Origin of the sequence: Pseudoalteromonas sp. TAB23 (assembly GCF_000498075.1) — a bacterium.
In the GTDB taxonomy this organism is placed as follows: domain Bacteria; phylum Pseudomonadota; class Gammaproteobacteria; order Enterobacterales; family Alteromonadaceae; genus Pseudoalteromonas; species Pseudoalteromonas arctica.
Genome location: NZ_AUTP01000216.1, coordinates 1 through 18,232 on the forward strand (window position 1 = coordinate 1; position 18,232 = coordinate 18,232).

Genomic DNA, 18,232 nt, shown 5'->3' on the forward strand with positions numbered 1-18,232 from the left:
CAGCCACAATTTGCGGCTCATGTAGTTAAAAATGCTGAAGACTCACTATTTTGGGGACCAATTAAAAAATTACCAGACTCGTTTAGCGCACAGCAAAAGCAAAAAATTACAGCGCAGTATCGTCAATTGATTATGCAGCACTTAGTACCGGCTTATAGAAGCATGAGTGACTTTTTAGCTAATCAGTATATTCCTAATAGCCGAGAAAGCGTTGGTTATAGTGACTTACCAAACGGTAAAGCATGGTACGAATACCAAATTAAGAAAAACACGACGCTTAGCTTATCTGCAGATGAAATTCATGACATTGGTTTAAGTGAAGTGTCGCGTATTCTAAGCGAAATGAAAAAAGTAAAAGAAACCGTAGGCTTTAAAGGTGAGTTATCTGAATTTTTTGACCATTTACGTGATTCAGATGAATTTTACTACGACACGCCTGAGGAGTTAATTGCGGCATATGAAAACGTTAAGAAAAAAATAGACGCGCGTTTGCCTCTGCTTTTTAACATCGCACCCAAAGCACCTTACGTTGTAAAAGCGGTTGAAGCATACAGAGCGCAGTCTGCAGCAGGTGCATCATACGCATCTCCGGCGCCTGATGGCTCTCGACCTGGTATTTTTTATATCAATGCTTATAACTTAAAAGCGCAGCCTAAATTTTTACTCGAAACTTTATCAATTCACGAAGCAGCCCCGGGCCATCACTTTCAAATAGCACTTCAGCAAGAAATAGAGGGCTTACCTGATTTTCGTAAATTTGGTGGCTACACTGTGTTTGCAGAAGGTTGGGCGCTTTACGCAGAAAGCTTAGGCAAAGAGCTTGGCTTATTTACCGACCCTTATATGTGGTACGGGCGTTTATCGGATGAGCAATTACGCGCTATGCGTTTAGTGCTTGATACTGGTTTTCATGCAAAAGGGTGGACGCGTCAACAAGGTATAGACTACATGCTTGCAAATTCGTCTATGGCTAAAAGTGATGTAATTGCTGAAGTAGAGCGCTATATAGCATGGCCAGGCCAAGCGCTTTCTTACAAGTTAGGACAATTTAAAATTCAAGAATTACGTGATTTTTCTAAAAAAGAACTCGGCAATAAATTTGATATTAAAGCGTTCCACACGCAAATATTAATTGATGGCGCATTGCCAATGCCAATCCTTGAGGAAAAAATTAAGCGTTGGGTTAAATCTCAAAGCTAATTTGTAGCGCAAAGCCTGTACTTTGAAAGGGTATTGGCTTTGCGCCATTTACAGCAATACGGTAGAATGCGCGCTCTTTAGGGGGCACGAGTAAACTATGTTTGATCAACAATTAGCAAATACACAATTTTGGCTTAAAAAAAGCTTAAGCGACATGAGTCAAAACGAATGGGAAGCCATTTGTGATGGATGCGGAAAATGTTGTTTAAATACGTTTATTGATAGCGAAGATGAAGACGAATTTACCGCCACCGATCAGTTACGCGAAGGTGAGCAATTAATATTTACTAATATTGTATGTCAGTATCTTGATAACAACACCTGTGGCTGTAGCGAGTACGAAAACCGCCAAACGCTTGTTCCTTCTTGTGTAAAACTCACAAAAGAAAACCTTAAAGACATCTTTTTTATGCCACAAAGCTGCAGTTACCGTCGTTTACATGAAGGCCGGGGTTTGGCTTCTTGGCACCCATTATTAAATAGTGGCGATAAAACAAAGATGCATGAGCTAGGTATTTCTGTAAAAGACAAAACAGTAAAAGATTGCGATGTAAAGCTAGACGACTTTGATTTGTACATTGCAGAGTGGCCAACAAAGGACGCTGAGTAATGAGCAAACAACAAGCGGTAATTGGTTTAATCAATCCTAAAAGCCCGACTAATGTTGGCGGTGTATTGCGTGCAGCAGGTTGTTACGACGCCAAACAAGTGTTTTTTACCGGTAATCGTTACTTAAACGCTAAAAAGTTTCATACCGATACTAAGAACGCACTTGAGCGTATCCCTTTAACTGAAACCAATAGTTTAGAAGCGGTAAAACCAGAGGGCGCAACCGTTGTTGTTATTGAGCTTATTGAAGGTGCAACACCTTTACCTGAGTTTAAGCACCCTGAAAATGCGTTCTATGTTTTTGGCCCTGAAGATGGCTCTGTGCCAAAAGACGTTTTAAAGTGGTGTGATGAAGTGGTATATATTCCAACTATTGGCTGCATGAACTTAGCGGCTACCTGTAATGTTGTTTTGTATGATCGCTTAGCTAAATTAGGCGGCGTTGAGAGTAGTGACGATACTATTATTAGCTCTCGTGATACAAACAATAAAATGAGGTGGCAAAAAAGCTGATTAGTTAAGGTTTATTTGTGCAAAAATGTTAGTTTTGGCTAAACTTAAAAACATTATAAATCATAAATAGATACTAAAATGCGCTGGTTTTATTTTATATTATTACTGACAAGTAGTAATTGTTTTGCTGAAACATCAGTTGAGTATTATCAAAATGGTACTCAACATGTTTTAACTGGACATTACCACAAATCAGGAGTGCTCTATGAAGCAAAAAACCCCAAACAAACACTCCATTTAGCCACACTCGATTGGCCTCCTTATATTGGTAATAATTTATGTAATAAAGGCTGGGTTTATCAATTTTCAATTGCTCTATTAAATAGTAAGGGCTACAGCGTATATATTGAATTTTTGCCTTGGGCAAGAGCTGTACGAAATGTAGAACTAGGCAAAGCTGATATATTAATGCCTGAATATTTTATAGAAGATACAGCCCCCTCCGATTATGTTAATGGTAAAACACGTCGAGAATTACTCGGTTTATCTAATTCGTTTAAAGGTGGAGAAATTGCATTTTTAAAAAGGAAAGGCGATACAGACCGTTTCACTGGAAACTTAAAATCGCTTAAAGGGCAAAAAATTGGTGTTGTTCGTGGGTATCAAAATACGCCTGAGTTTGATGCCATGATGGACAATGGCGAGTTTGAAGTTATCACCTCTGTTGATGATTTACAGCTTGTTCAGCTTCTGGTTGCTAAACGTGTTGATTTGATTATAGGTGACCCTCAAGTTCTTAAATTCTCTGTAACGTACTCTTCTGTAACTAAACCTGAAAAACAATCTTTGCTTTCTTCTATTGAGCAAGAAAGCATTCCTCTGCAATACAACCCTTTATATTTTGCTATTAGTAAGCTTACACCTAAATGGCTTTTAGTCTTAGAGGACATAAATGAAGGGCTTTATCAGTTTCATAATAGTGGCGAGATAGACCGTATTATCAATACGACAAATACTCAATGCAAGCCATAAAATTGGAACGTTCCTTTGTTGCGCTGACTAATTTATATATAAACATGTAGAATCGTTTTCAACTTGTTAATGGAGTGAAAACGACGTGAGTGAAATAAATACAAATCAATCATTCGCGGTCAACGAACAGCCAAATAAAAATTATCTGTTTCCACTGACTGCAATGACGACCCTATTTTTTTTATGGGGTTTTATTACTGTTTTAAACGATGTACTAATACCACGATTAAAAGGCGTATTTGATTTAAGCTTTTTTGAAGCGATGCTAGTACAGTTTTGCTTTTTTGGTGCTTATTTTATTGTTTCTATCCCTGCGGGGATTTTAGTTAAGCAGTTTGGTTACAAAAAAGGGATTTTAACTGGTTTAATTGTGGCTTCAATTGGGTGCATGTTGTTTTATCCTGCTGTTGTAGTACATGAATATTGGCTATTTTTGAGCGCTTTATTTGTACTTGCCGCTGGTGTAACGGTGCTTCAGGTTTCTGCCAATCCTTATGTTGCAGCTCTTGGGAGCGAAAAAACAGCTTCTTCTCGTTTAAATTTGGCACAAGCACTTAATGCGCTTGGTACTACCGTTGGGCCTTATGTAGGTGGTTTATTATTTTTTGGTACAGCAGGTAGTCTAGCTGCTTCTGCAGCAACTGCTGAGTCTGTAAAAGTGCCTTATTTAATGCTTGCTGGTGCCTTATTACTTATCGCTATTATATTTGCCTTTATAAAGCTTCCAGAAATTGAAGCCCATAAAGAGGAAAATAATGCTGCAGTAGAATCTCGTTCATTAACTCAAGCACCGCACTTAACTATGGGTGTACTTGCTATATTTTGTTATGTAGGTGGGGAGGTTGCCATTGGCAGCTTTTTAGTTAACTACTTTGGTGAGGCGCACATAGCAGGACTTGAAGAGCATACTGCGGCTGCACTTATTAGTTATTACTGGGGCGGGGCAATGGTAGGGCGTTTTATTGGCTCTGTATTATTACAAAAAATAGCGCCTTCTAAGGCGATCGCATTTAATGCATTTAGTATTATTGCGCTATTGCTGATCACCATTTTTACTCAAGGTGACGTCGCTTTATATTCAGTATTGGCAATTGGTTTATTTAACTCAATTATGTTCCCGACTATATTTTCAGTTGCAATCGAGCGACTAGGATCATTGACCAGTAAGGGTTCTGGTTGGTTGTGCTTAGCTATTGTAGGTGGTGCACTTGTACCATTACTGCAAGGGTTTATAGCTGACACAGTAAATATACAGCAAAGCTTTTTTGTTCCCATGCTATGTTATGTATTTATTGCATGGTACGGATTAAATGTTGTTCGCTTAGCAAATAAGTGGAAATAATAGACTATACAAGAGTGACTGAATACGTATTCAGTCACTTATAAAGCTATATTTAATAGGAACGTTCCATAAGTAATTAATGCGAGTCACAATTTATTTCAATATTAGTCAGTTACCCCCTACAGCCTTTTGTTTTTTAATCCTTTATCCTTATTTTTATACAATAACCTAGTCACAAGCCTTATTTATTAGGACATTTAGCTAAATTTTTGCTAAAACTGTATGGATAATAAAGATAAATAATAAAAAGGATGTATATGCTTAACTCGTTGAAATTTACTTCCAAAGTGACTATTGCAGCCTCTTTAATTTTGGTTTTGGTGCTAGGGTTATTTACTTTTAATAACTACATTGCGATGCGCAAGCAAACCGAGCAGCAGTTAAGCCTAGTATTACAACAAAATTCCGAATCTGTTTCACAAAATATAGCGAGTTGGTTAAATGCAAAGTTGGCGATTGTTATATCAATTGCTAAAACCCATAAAGCTAATGACTCTAAAGCACTCACCCTTTCACAATTAAATACTGCAGAGCTTGCCGGAAGCTTTAAAAATACGTATATAGGTAAATCCAGCGGCACGTTTATATTAAACGATCAATCAGTCGTTTTACCTGCTGATTTTGATGCGACCTCTCGCCCTTGGTACAAATTAGTCGAAAACAAATCAAATACCGCTTTTACAACTCCCTATATTGATGTAACAACTAACGAGCTTACAATTTCAGCGGTAGTACCCATGCTACAAAATGGCCAGTTTAGCGGCGTTGCAGGTGCCGATATTGATATGCAAACCGTGACTAAAATTATTAACGATATTGATTTTTTAGGTCTCGGTTATGGTTTTTTACTCGATAACAAAGGTCAAGTGTTAAGCCATCCTAATGCTAAGTTAAACTTAAAAAATACATCAGACATTTTTGGTACTAATACGCCCTTGCAAAGTGAGTTTACCCAATACGAGATAAACGGAGAGTCTAAGCTTATCTCGTTTACAAAAATCAGTGGTATTGAAAACGTAGATTGGTACCTAGGTGTTGTCATAGATAAAGATAAAGCGTATGTCAGCGTTTCTAACTTTGGCCAAACTGCGGCTGTTTTTATGGTAATAGGGATCATTACTATCATTATTATGATGCAGCTTTTATTACGCTATTTAATGCAGCCTATGAACCGTTTAAACGATGCCATTAAAGATATAGCACAAGGCGAAGGCGATTTAACAAGGCGCTTAACCGTTGAAAATGATGATGAGTTTGGCGACTTAAGCCATTCATTTAATATTTTCATCGAAAAAATTCAGCATTCAATAGAGCAAGTAAAAGAGTCAACAGAGCAATTAGATACAGCTATTGAGAGCTTGGTATCACAAACACATTCATCGCTGTCTATGTATGATGATCAAAGTAAACGAACCGATAGTGTTGCAGCGGCTATTAACCAGTTTTCAGCTACATCAATGGATATTTCAAATAATGCAGAGAGTGCATCGCAGCTTGCTAAAAATGCAGATGAGCACTCAACACAAAACCAAGAAGCATTAAGCCACAGCGTTGCAACCATCCACCAGCTTTCAGCTAATATGGAGAAAGCTCAGCAAACTATAAACAGTTTAAATACGCACACAGCCAGTATTGGGCAAGTGCTTGAAGTTATTAAAGGTGTAAGCGAGCAAACTAATCTATTGGCACTAAATGCAGCAATAGAAGCCNGGCAGGACGCGGTTTTGCCGTTGTAGCAGATGAAGTACGCCAATTAGCACACCGCACTCAACAATCAACGCAAGAAATTGAAGACACGGTGAGCCAGTTACAAAAAGGCTCAAACCTTGCTGTAGAGCTTATGAAAACAAGCCTTCAAGACAGTGAAAAAAGCGTACAACAAGCAGATGCCGTCGGCAATTTAATGAGTCATGTTATACAAGCTATTAAGCAAATTAACGATGCAAATCATTCTGTGGCCAGTGCAACAGATGAGCAAAACCAAGTTGTTAAGTTATTAGATACTGATATTCAAACAATTAGTGCGCTTTCTATACAAGGCAAGGCTAACTTAAATGACACGCTTAACGAATGTACCAAACTAAAACAGCAGTTTAGTGCCTTAGAAAATATGGTTCAAAAGTTTAAAGTATAAAATTAATGACTAAAAAAAATGTAAATAAACCAAACTGGCTCAGTCTAATAAATATCGACAGTGTTTATAGCTCAGACATGCAACGCAAAGCGTTTTCTTTATTTACCATGATTGGGATATCAATTGTGGTGATCGCAGTATTAGTGTTTTTGAATTATAAGGTTTACTCACCGATACTCACTGCTTCATTAATTATCGTTAACATTACAAATATAAGCTGTTCTATCTACTTTATAAAAACGGGTAATCTTCAAGTAGTGGCATTAATAAGTATGAGCATTGTGTGCATGATGTTTGTTGCACTTGTTTATACCGGTGGTAAAGATAACACCGCGCTATATTGGCTTATGTTTTATCCTGTAGTGACGTTTGCATCTTTAGGGGTCAGATTGGGTGCTTGGTTAGGTTTTACTTTACTGTTTTCTTGTATTGTTATTTTATACGGCCCTTACTTTGGTCAAGTTAGCTATGGCAATGTAGAAAAAACACGGTTTATAGCGTCCTTTTCTATGGTGTTTTTATTCTCATTTATTGGTGAGTATTTTAGGCATAAAAGCCACATGGCTATTGCCGATATTACACTAGAGCAAAAACAAGATGCTTATACCGACCCCCTTACTGGTATAGCAAACAGACGTTTCATTACCTCTCATTTTTTAAAGCTTGCCCAAACACGCCCAGAGCAGTACTTACCTTTTTCAATTTTGTTAATTGATTTAGATAACTTCAAGTCTTTAAACGATACGCATGGTCACGATTTTGGTGATACGGTATTGATTGAATTTACCAAGCTCCTTGAATCTCAGTTTTTGGCAACTGCGTTAAAGGCCCGTTATGGCGGNAACAAATTTCGAGAGGCTGTTGCAGGGCACGTTATATTTACTGATGACAAGCAGCGTATTTCAATCACCTGTAGTATTGGTATTTCCCAAGTAAATAAAGTAACTGATTATGATGATTCGTTAAAACAAGCTGATGAAGCTCTTTATAGTGCAAAGGCTGCTGGTCGTAATAGTGTCGTCTCGAACTAGTTGAAGGATTAATATGTCTCAAAGTAAATTAATATATGTTCATGACCCAATGTGTAGCTGGTGTTGGGGTTACTCACCAACCTGGCTTAAGCTAAAATCAGAGCTTGCTGGTAAAGTAGCAATTGAATATAAAGTAGGTGGATTAGCACCTGATAGCCAAGACCCAATGCCACAAAATATGAAAGAGATGCTTGAGGGGACTTGGCATAAAATTTCAGCGCAGTTAGGTACGCAATTTAATTATAACTTTTGGCGCGATTGCCAGCCAAGGCGTTCAACGTATCCCGCATGTAGAGCCGCACTTATAGCGCGCAAAGCAGATAAAGAAGCTCAAATGGTGGCTGCAATTCAAAATGCTTATTACCTAAATGCGCAAAACCCGTCTGATGAAAGTACATTAATTAGTTTGGCTGAAAAAATTGGCTTAGACAAAAATGAGTTTACCGCGCAGCTAATGTCAAGCGAGCTTAATGATGAATTTAATGCTGAGTTATCCTTTGTTCGTACACTACCAATCCAAGGTTTTCCCTCACTAGTGCTTATTAAAGGTAACAAAGCATACCCAATTGAAATAAATTACACTGATTGGCACTATTCTCTTAATCAAATTAATTCAATTTTAAAATAACCCAGCCTGTTTATAGGGCATTTGGTTAACAAATGCTCTTATCATCTTAAAAACCCCCTCGTAAGTCTTAATTATTACCACTGTCATAAAAGCGACTTTTTTGCGCAACATCCTTGTCATGTTTCATCTATAAACTCCTGCTCATTGAAATTATTAAGTCATAAATTATTTATATAACAAAGTTTATGACCTAAAAAAACAAACTAGCAAATCCGCTAACTAACGAGTAAAGGTGTATGCGATGAAAGGCGTTAAACCATTAATCTTAGCTGGTATTGTGGCCGCAAGTGCAGCAGTACACGCAAACGATTTAGATAAGGTTATTGATAAAAGCAGTGAAATTAATAAATCAGCTGCGCAATCACAAACAAAAATAGACAAGATTGCAGATTCAATGCAAGGACGTTTACAGCAATTTAAAACCCTCAATAAAGAAATTGACGGTTTAGCTGTTTACAACGCTCAGCTAACTAAACAGTTAAATAATCAAGTAGAAGAGATGGAATCTTTAAACCTGTCTATGGATCAGGTTTCTATTATTGAACGTCAAATTACACCTTTAATGATGCGTATGATCACAGGCCTTGAGCAGTTTGTATCACTCGACGTGCCATTTCTACAAGACGAGCGAGCAAAACGTTTAGCCTCATTAAAAACTATGATGGATCGCGCTGATATCACCTCAAGCGAGAAATTTCGCCGTGTTCTAGAAGCTTATCAAGTGGAAGTTGATTACGGGCGTACCATTGAAGCATATACCGCTCTATTAGAAGTTAGTGGTAAAGAGCGAGAAGTAGACTTTTTACGCATTGGTCGTTTAGAGCTTATTTATTTAACGCGAGATGGCAAGCAAGCAGGTAGTTGGGATACAGACACAAAAACGTTTGTAGCGCTTCCTGACTCTACTATAAGCCAAATTAACAAAGGTCTTCGCATAGCGCGTAAGCAACTTGCCCCAGATATGTTAACTCTGCCAGTACACGCAGCAGAATAAGAGGTTAAAAATGAAATTGTTTACTCAAATGACAAAAAAGGCTCTTTTTGCTGCAAGTCTTACATTAAGCCTAGGTTTTACAGGTAATAGTATCGCGGCAGAGTCAATGAATCTTGACTCGTTACTTAAATCAATCGAAGACGGGAAATCGGTTCAAAGCGCACAAAACAAACAACGAGAGCAAGAATTTACCTCGCGTCAAAACCAACAAGTGCAAATGCTAAAAGATACACAAGCAAAACGCAGTCAAATGCTTGGTGAGTCAGAGCGATTAGAAACACAGTTTGAAGAAAACGAAGTTAAGCTTGCTAATTTAACCGACACTTTATCAAAGCGTATGGGATCACTTAAAGAACTATATGGCGTTCTTCAGCAAGTTGCTGGTGATTCAAGCAATAAATTTGCAACATCGGTTGTATCGGCAGAAATTCCGGGGCGAAGTGCTTTTATGGACGATCTCGCTCAAAAAATGGGTTCAACATCAAAGCTTGCTTCAATCGACGATATTGAAAAAGTGTGGTACGAGCTGCAACGCGAAATGACCGAGCAAGGTAAAGTAAGTCGCTTTAATACAACGGTTATAGTGGAAGGTGGTAATAAAGCACAGCAAGAAGTTGTTCGCGTAGGTGCTTTTAACCTTGTATCGGGCGGTAAGTATTTAGAATACAACCCTGGTACGAATACACTAAGCGAACTAACTCGCCAACCAGTATCGCGTTACACATCGACAGCGGGCGATTTACAAGACGCTAAAACAGGTGTTGTGCAGTTTGCACTTGACCCAACGGGTGGTTCAATTTTAGGTTTACTAGTTCAAGCCCCAGATACTGCAGAGCAAGTACATCAAGGTGGCGCTGTTGGCTACGTAATTTTAGGTGTAGGTTTACTTGCATTATTAATTGCGATTGAGCGTTTTGCATCGCTATTACTTGTTGGTGGCAAAATTCGCCGCCAGCTAAAAGACAGCGTAGCGCGAGATGACAATCCACTAGGTCGTGTTATGAAAGTTAAAGACGACTACCCAAATGTTGCTTACGACACACTCGAACTTAAATTAAGCGAAGCTATTTTACGCGAAATGCCAAAAATTACGCGTAACTTAACACTTATCAAAATTATATCAGTAGTCGCACCGCTATTAGGTTTACTTGGTACGGTAACCGGTATGATCAATACCTTTCAAGCAATCACATTATTTGGTACTGGCGACCCTAAATTAATGGCTGGTGGTATTTCTCAAGCACTAGTAACAACCGTATTAGGCTTAGTTGTTGCAATACCAACCGTATTTATTTACACGCTACTTAATACTCGCTCAAAAGGTTTACTGCTTATATTACAAGAGCAAAGCGCCGGTATTATTGCAGAGCGAAGTGAGAAAGGAGAATAAGCCATGGTGCTATTGATTGACTCAATCAATGCTATCCGTGATTTTCTCGACACTGGTGGCCAAGTTCTCTTGGTCATCGGGGTGTTAATCTTCGCGATGTGGTTATTGATACTCGAGCGATTTATTTATTTTTTTAATGGTTTTCGTGGTTATAAAAAAGACGCTAAAAGCACATGGAGTTCTCGCTGTGAGCGTAACAGCTGGAATGCAGAGCAAATTCGCCAAGCGATGATCTCGCGTGCAAGTATGCGCCTAAATACTAATTTACCGCTTATTAACGTAATGGTTGCGTTATGTCCGTTACTTGGCTTATTGGGCACAGTAACAGGAATGATTGAAGTATTTGATGTTATGGCAATTACAGGCACAGGCAGTGCGCGCTCAATGGCATCGGGTGTATCTAAAGCAACTATTCCAACAATGGCGGGTATGGTAGGTGCGTTATCGGGTGTATTTGCCTCAACGTATTTACAACGCAAAGCCAAGCGAGAAGTAGAGCTACTACAAGACAGCATGGTTTTAGACCATTAAGCAAAATTTTGATAAGCGGCCCATTTAAAGCCGTTCATCCTAGGAGAATAAAAAATGAGAGCCCCTTTAGGTAATTTAATGCAAGAAGACGAAGCTGAAGAAATAAACATGACACCTATGTTAGATGTTGTATTTATCATGCTTATTTTCTTTATTGTTACAGCGTCGTTTGTAAAAGAATCGGGTATTGACGTAAACCGCCCTGAAGCAGCAACAGCTGTTAAAAAAGAACGTGCAAACATATTAGTGGCGATTTCTGACACGGGTGAAATTTGGATTAACAAACGTCAAATTGACATACGTGCAGTGCAAGCCAATATTGAGCGTTTAAAAGCTGAAAACCCGCAAGGTAGTGTTGTTATTCAAGCTGATAAAAAATCAACAACAGATACTTTAATAAAAGTAATGGATGCAGCACGCGCAGCAGGTGTGTTTGATGTGTCGATTGCGGCTCAAGAAGCATAAGGGCAGGCAATGCGTTATTTAGTAGCATTAGTTATAGCCGGTGTAGTGACCTTTATGTTGTTTTTAGGCATGCAGGCACTTATTACTGGTGGCGAAGGTGTAATGAGTGAACCCGCCAAGGGTAATGTACTTGATTTTGTCAGGCTTAAAAAAGAAGAAAGCGTGCAAAAAAAAGAACGTAAACCACAAAAGCCACCAACGCCTAAAGAGCCACCTCCGCCAATGGAATCGCCGCAAATGCAAAATAGCGACGCGACTGCGAACGCTAATAACTTCGACTTTGGCGCCAATGTGGATGCAGATGTAAATTTGTCTGGCGGATTAGCACTTGAAACAAGTGATGGTGAATACTTACCGATTGTTAAGGTGGCCCCTGTTTATCCGCGCCGTGCGTTATCACGTGGCATAGAAGGCTACGTGATTGTTGAATTTACAGTAACAAAACAAGGCACTGTACGCGACCCACAAGTAGTAAAAGCAGAGCCTGAGTCACTCTTTGATAGAGCCGCGATGGATGCAGCCCTTAAATTTAAATATAAACCGCGCGTAGTAAACGGTGAAGCCGTTGAAGTTGCGGGTGTTCAGAACAAAATATCTTTCCAAATTAGCGGTTAATTAGTAATTAACCACGAGTAAACGGACAGAAATGCGAGGCGATTATGAAATTACTACCTACAGCTAAACTTTTAAAGTTAACACTATTTTGTACCGCTGCGATCAGTACAAGTATTGTTGCACCAAGTGCTCTAAGCCTAATTCCAGGGCTAAATGTAGCTACGGCACATGCAGAGCAAGAACAAAAAACGAAACGTGTACCAGCACTGCGTGAAAAGGTTTATAGCCAGCTTGCTCGTGCCCAAAAACTTGCAGACGATGGTGATGTTAAAGGTGGACTTGAAGCGCTTGATAGCATTCAAGAGCGAGCTGCAAGCATGAACTCGTACGAAGTGGCAATGATGCATAACTTTTACGGATTTATTTATTACAACGAAAACGACTTACCAAAAGCGATTGCCTCGTTTGAAAAAGTGGTAGCAGAGGAAGCCATTCCAGAGTCACTTCGTTTAAGCACTACATTTAGCTTGGCTCAACTGGCTATGGCTAATAGTGATTACACTAAAGTTATCTCTTTTTTAGATGACTGGGACAGTATTAACACTCAGCCTAAAACAGAAGGCTATTACTTGTTAAGAGCCCAAACATACTATCAGTTAAAAGATTATAAAAAAGGGCTTGAGTACATATCTCAAGTGATTGCTTTAAGCGACAGCGAAGGCAAAATCCCTAAAGAAAACTGGTTAGTACTACAGCGTGCAATGTATTACTCGCTTAATCAAACTGACAAAGTTGTTGAAGTGCTTGAGCGCATGTTAAAGCTTTATAATAAGCCTGAGTATTGGGTGCAGTTATCGGGTATGTATGGTGAAACAGGTAGGGAAAAACAACAGTTGGCGGTAATTGAAGCCGCTTACCAGCAAGGATTTTTAACCTCTAAATCTGATTTACGCCAATTAGCGCAAGTGTATTTATACAATGGTTTAGCGTTTAAAGCTGCAAAAGTGATGAGCGATGCCATTGATAAAGATATTGCTGAAAAAACAGCAAAAAACTACGCTTTTGTAGCAGAGGCGATGATCCAAGCTAAAGAAGATGAAAAATCTATTACCTACTTTGCAAAAGCTGCTGATTTATCTGAGCACGGTAAATACGATCAACGTTTAGCCGAAGTATTTGTAAATACAGAGCAATATGAAGAAGCCGCCGATGCAGCGCGTAAAGCACTTGATAAAGGTGGTCTTGATTTTGAATCAAATGCATTTGTTGCACTGGGTATGGCGCAGTACAACATGCAAAATTTTGATGCATCAATTTTAGCGTTTGAGCAGGCAGAAAAACATAAAAAATCTCAGCGTTTAGCACAGCAGTGGATCAAATATCTAAAGCGCGAAAAAGTGCATGCAGAAACACTTAGAACAGCTTTACTGTAAATTTTAAAGCGCTTTACTAATTAACAAGTAACGCGTGTAAAACCAGTTCATAATCGCAATACTAAAACCGCCTCAGGGCGGTTTTCATCGTCTCTAAAAGCATCCAATTGCTTGATTTTAAATAAGTTACTTTTGTCATCTTATGGTTATTAAACTGTAACTACTTTGTCATAAGTCTCCCGTATTGTAACCGCAGCTAAACTCAAGTGACCTTAAAGCATTATTTAAGTGTTTTATGGTGACTTGAGTTTATTTGAGCACCTAAAAAATAATTAAATACTTTAACGGAGTGAACAATGAAATTATCTGACTTATTCAAAGTAAGTTTGATTGCAACTGCAGTATCTTTAGCTGGTTGTGGTGGAGACTTAGTAGTATCTGAAGGCGACACAACTATTAATGAAGGTGATACAGTAACTAACGTTATTGAAGGCGGTGACGATACAAGTGGTGAAACGTCATCACGTGATGATTCACAAAATGCTACCACTGGCTTTCCTACTGATATTGATAATGCACTAACTCAAGGTTTAGCAACTGATGTTTCTAGTGAGTTTACATCTATTACAGATAAGCCCGTTTATCGCTTAGCTGCAGATACTGTGTTCACTACTGATGTATCGTTAACGAACGACGCACACTGGATCTTAAATGGCCGTACTGCGGTTGGTAATGATCGCGCAGATAACGCCAAGCTTTATATTCAGCAAGGTACAACGATTATTGGCGAAACAGGAGATGACTTCCTAGTTGTTCGTCGCGGTTCACAAATTGAATCGGTAGGGACTGTAAGTCAGCCCATTACAATGACCTCAATTCAAGATGTTACAGCTCAAGAAACAACGATTGGTCAGTGGGGCGGTTTAGTATTATTAGGTAACGCGCCAGCAAATTCTTGCGGCGACCAAGAAGGTGAAGCAACAGCTGATGAACTTGCTAATTGTGGTGTGTCGGCTGAAGGTGATGCAGGTCAGTTTGGTGGCGATATCAGTGATGATAATTCAGGTACTTTAAAGTATGTACTTGTTAAGCAAGCCGGTAAAACGTTAGGTAATGGTGATGAGTTAAATGGTATTACGTTTGCCGGTGTTGGCTCTGCAACTACGGTTGATTATATTCAAGTACATGAAAATCTTGATGATGGTATTGAGTTCTTTGGTGGCACAGTTAATGTAAGCAATGTTGTACTTACAAATATTGGTGACGATTCGCTAGATTGGTCTTTTGGTTGGACGGGCTCAGCTACAAACGTTTATATTCAGCAAGCGGCTAACGTAGGCGATAACGCTATCGAAGCTGATAACTCTGAATTTGATTCAAGTGCAACACCATTAACACTACCTACTATTTCAAACGTTACAATTGTGGGTGCTGAGGGCAATAACGGCATTCGTTTACGTGCGGGTACTGCAGGGGTTCTTAAAAATGTATTTGTAACGGGCCCAGCTACTTATGAAAACTGCTTACGTGTAGGTTCTGATTCAGTACCTCGTGCAGAGGATGGCACACTTACGATTACAAACTCTATTGTTGCTTGTCAAACTGCAGCGAATAACTTTGGCAGCGAAGTTATTAACGGTGGCGATGTACAATCTTGGTTTGAAGGCCAAGACGCTAACCAAACACTTACTCCAGCTGATTTAATGCTAGATGACAACGGTTATACACCACTTGCTGGCTCGCCCCTTATTGCAAATACTCAAGTTGGTGCATTTGATGGCTCAACTAACTGGATGGAAGGTTGGACTGTTGGTATTAATGGTGGCTTCCCTACTGATATTGATAATGCGCTTGCACAAGGCTTAGCATCAGATGTTTCTAGCGAATTTCCGGAAATTACAGATAAACCTGTATATCGCTTAGCTGAAGATACAACGTTTACAGCGGATGTAACACTTACAAATGACGCACATTGGATTTTAAATGGCCGTACTGCAGTAGGTAATGACCGTGCAGACGCTACAACACTTTATGTTCAAGCAGGCACGACATTAATTGGTGAATCAGGTGATGACTTTTTAGTTGTTCGTCGTGGTTCGCAAATTAACGCAAATGGTAATGCAACTGCACCTATTACAATGACATCTATTGAAGATGTAACAGGCGCTGAAACAACAATTGGTCAATGGGGCGGTTTAGTACTTTTAGGTAATGCTCCTGCTAACTCGTGTGGCGATCAAACTGGTGAAACGACTGCTGAAGAACTTGCTAACTGTGGTGTATCTGCAGAAGGTGACGCTGGTCAGTTTGGTGGCGATATTAGCGATGATAACTCAGGTGTTCTTCGTTATATTGTTGTTAAACATGCAGGTAAAACGCTGGGTAATGGCGATGAACTTAACGGTATCTCATTTGCAGGTGTTGGTTCACAAACGAAAGTTGAATACATTCAAATTCACCAAAACCTAGATGATGGTGTTGAGTTTTTTGGTGGCACAGTTAATGTTCGTAACATTGTACTAACTGATATTGGCGACGATGCATTCGATTGGTCATTTGGTTGGTCGGGTCGTGCACAAAATATCTATATTCAACAAAGTTCAGTTGAGGGTGATAACGCAATAGAAGCTGATAACTCAGAATTCGATTCAAATGCGACACCATTGACTAAACCACTAATTTCTAACGTAACAATTGTAGGTGCTGATGGTACTAACGGTGTTCGTTTACGTGCAGGTACAGCGGGCGTTCTACGAAATGTTGTTATAACGGGCCCTGAAGGTTACTCAAACTGTTTACGTGTAGGCTCAGACTCTGCTGCTAATGCAGAATCGGGTGAGTTGTCTATCGAAAACTCAGCCGTTGCATGTAATGAAGATAATAACTTTGGTTCACAAGCAATTGGTAGTGGCAATGTGCAGTCTTGGTTTGAAGGTCAAACGGGTAACTTAACGCTTACGGCTTCAGCACTTAATTTAGCGACAGACGGCTTTACACCAAAATCGGGTTCACCTTTATTAGGTGCTGGTGGAGATTCATCAGAGCTTGACTCGTTCTTTACCAAAACAAATTACATCGGCGCATTCGATGGTGATAATAATTGGATGGATGGTTGGACAGTTGCTATTACACCAAGCTTTCCTGACGATATTGCTAATGCATTAGCACAAGGACTTGCAACAGATGTTTCTGCTAGCTTCCCTACAATTACAGACAAACCTGTATATCAATTAACCTCTGATGTTGTATTTACATCTGATGTAACACTGACTAACGATGCGCATTGGATTTTAAAAGGACGTACAGCCGTTGGTAATGACCGCGCTGACAACACAACACTTTATGTTCAGTTTGGTACAACGTTAATTGGTGAGTCGGGTGATGACTTCTTAGTTATTCGCCGTGGTTCTAAAATTGAAGCGGTAGGCAGTGTAAATCAACCAATTACTATGACGTCAATCCAGGATATGACGGGCGGCGAAACTACGATTGGTCAATGGGGCGGTTTAGTATTATTGGGTAATGCACCTGCTAACTCATGTGGCGACCAACAAGGTGAAGCAACAGCAGAAGAACTTGCCAGTTGTGGTGTATCTGCAGAAGGCGATGCAGGCCAGTTCGGTGGTAATGACCCTGAAGATAATTCAGGTACGCTAAAGTATGTTGCAGTTAAACAAGCGGGCAAAACGCTCGGTAATGGCGATGAACTTAACGGTATTACACTTGCGGGTGTTGGTCGTCAGACTGAACTAGATTACATTCACGTTCATGAAAATCTAGACGATGGTGTTGAATTTTTTGGTGGTACTGCAAATATTAGTCACCTTGTTTTAACAAGCATAGGCGATGATTCACTTGATTGGTCATTCGGTTGGACGGGTAAAGCGCAATATGTACTGATTAAACAATCAGACTCTGAGGGCGACAATGCAATTGAAGCTGATAACTCTGAGTTTGATTCAAGTGCAACGCCACTAACAATGCCAACTATCTCTAATGTAACAATTATTGGTAATGTGGGTGTAAATGGTATCCGCCTACGTGCAGGTACTGCGGGTATGCTTAAAAATGTAGTGGTTACAGGTGGTGCAGACTATTCAAACTGTTTACGAGTAGGCTCTGATTCAGCGCCGCGAGCAGAGGACGGTACATTAACTGTTACTCACTCAATCGTAGCGTGTGAAACCGCTAACAACTTTGGTACACAAGCAATTGGTACAGGTAATGTTGAGTCTTGGTTCTTAGGACAAACAGGCAATTCAGTTCAAGTAGCCGCTGACCTTGGGCTAGCAGATGATGGCTATATGCCAACTGCTGAGTCGTTATTACTTGGTAATGGCTTTGATTCATCAAGCTTAGATAGTTACTTTGATTCTGTAGATTACATTGGTGCGATGGATGCACAAACAGACTGGACAGCAGGTTGGGTAAAAGTAGGCCTTTAACCCAAACCACATTATAGCCGAGCGAAAGCTCGGCTAATGTCTTGTTTTGT

At 39.5% G+C, this 18,232-nt stretch carries 14 protein-coding genes and 1 pseudogene; all 15 read left to right on the forward strand.

Annotated features, from left to right (window positions below):
* The coding region (locus L654_RS0111725; RefSeq protein WP_024608108.1) for a DUF885 domain-containing protein at positions 1 to 1,200 on the forward strand (1,200 nt) is incomplete at its 5' end.
* Positions 1,201 to 1,297: 97 nt separating this feature from the next.
* Positions 1,298 to 1,810, forward strand: coding sequence for a YcgN family cysteine cluster protein (locus L654_RS0111735; RefSeq protein WP_024591051.1), 513 nt, complete (start codon positions 1,298 to 1,300; stop codon positions 1,808 to 1,810).
* Positions 1,810 to 2,322: an RNA methyltransferase gene (locus L654_RS0111740; RefSeq protein WP_007583259.1), complete on the forward strand. Its 513-nt coding sequence runs from the start codon at positions 1,810 to 1,812 to the stop codon at positions 2,320 to 2,322. The genes L654_RS0111735 and L654_RS0111740 overlap by 1 nt, the downstream gene beginning before the upstream one ends.
* 78 nt (positions 2,323 to 2,400) lie before the next feature.
* Positions 2,401 to 3,294 (forward strand): transporter substrate-binding domain-containing protein, encoded by an 894-nt coding sequence (locus L654_RS0111745; protein WP_024608109.1) that lies wholly within the window; start codon positions 2,401 to 2,403, stop codon positions 3,292 to 3,294.
* Between the two features lie 85 nt (positions 3,295 to 3,379).
* A complete protein-coding gene (locus L654_RS0111750; protein WP_007583255.1) occupies positions 3,380 to 4,636 on the forward strand; it encodes a sugar MFS transporter in 1,257 nt (418 codons plus the stop codon).
* 257 nt (positions 4,637 to 4,893) lie between these two features.
* A pseudogene (locus tag L654_RS01000000125975) lies at positions 4,894 to 6,770 on the forward strand (methyl-accepting chemotaxis protein).
* A 5-nt stretch (positions 6,771 to 6,775) separates the two neighbouring features.
* Positions 6,776 to 7,801: a GGDEF domain-containing protein gene (locus L654_RS0111760; RefSeq protein WP_024608110.1), complete on the forward strand. Its 1,026-nt coding sequence runs from the start codon at positions 6,776 to 6,778 to the stop codon at positions 7,799 to 7,801.
* 13 nt (positions 7,802 to 7,814) lie between these two features.
* Entirely contained in the window at positions 7,815 to 8,429 is a 615-nt protein-coding gene (locus L654_RS0111765) for a DsbA family protein (RefSeq protein WP_024608111.1), read from the forward strand.
* Positions 8,430 to 8,670: 241 nt separating this feature from the next.
* On the forward strand, positions 8,671 to 9,423 hold the full coding sequence (locus L654_RS0111775; RefSeq protein WP_024591045.1) for a DUF3450 domain-containing protein: 753 nt from the start codon (positions 8,671 to 8,673) through the stop codon (positions 9,421 to 9,423).
* A 10-nt stretch (positions 9,424 to 9,433) separates the two neighbouring features.
* Entirely contained in the window at positions 9,434 to 10,813 is a 1,380-nt protein-coding gene (locus L654_RS0111780; protein WP_024608112.1) for a MotA/TolQ/ExbB proton channel family protein, read from the forward strand.
* 3 nt (positions 10,814 to 10,816) lie between these two features.
* Positions 10,817 to 11,344, forward strand: coding sequence for a MotA/TolQ/ExbB proton channel family protein (locus L654_RS0111785; RefSeq protein ID WP_024591043.1), 528 nt, complete (start codon positions 10,817 to 10,819; stop codon positions 11,342 to 11,344).
* A gap of 54 nt (positions 11,345 to 11,398) precedes the next feature.
* Entirely contained in the window at positions 11,399 to 11,809 is a 411-nt protein-coding gene (locus tag L654_RS0111790; protein ID WP_024591042.1) for a biopolymer transporter ExbD, read from the forward strand.
* A gap of 9 nt (positions 11,810 to 11,818) precedes the next feature.
* Complete coding sequence (locus L654_RS0111795; RefSeq protein ID WP_024608113.1) at positions 11,819 to 12,424, forward strand: energy transducer TonB; 606 nt, start codon at positions 11,819 to 11,821, stop codon at positions 12,422 to 12,424.
* A 44-nt stretch (positions 12,425 to 12,468) separates the two neighbouring features.
* Positions 12,469 to 13,797 (forward strand): hypothetical protein, encoded by a 1,329-nt coding sequence (locus L654_RS0111800; RefSeq protein ID WP_024608114.1) that lies wholly within the window; start codon positions 12,469 to 12,471, stop codon positions 13,795 to 13,797.
* A gap of 296 nt (positions 13,798 to 14,093) precedes the next feature.
* A complete protein-coding gene (locus L654_RS0111805) occupies positions 14,094 to 18,182 on the forward strand; it encodes a hypothetical protein (RefSeq protein WP_024608115.1) in 4,089 nt (1,362 codons plus the stop codon).
* The last annotated feature ends 50 nt before the right edge of the window (positions 18,183 to 18,232 follow it).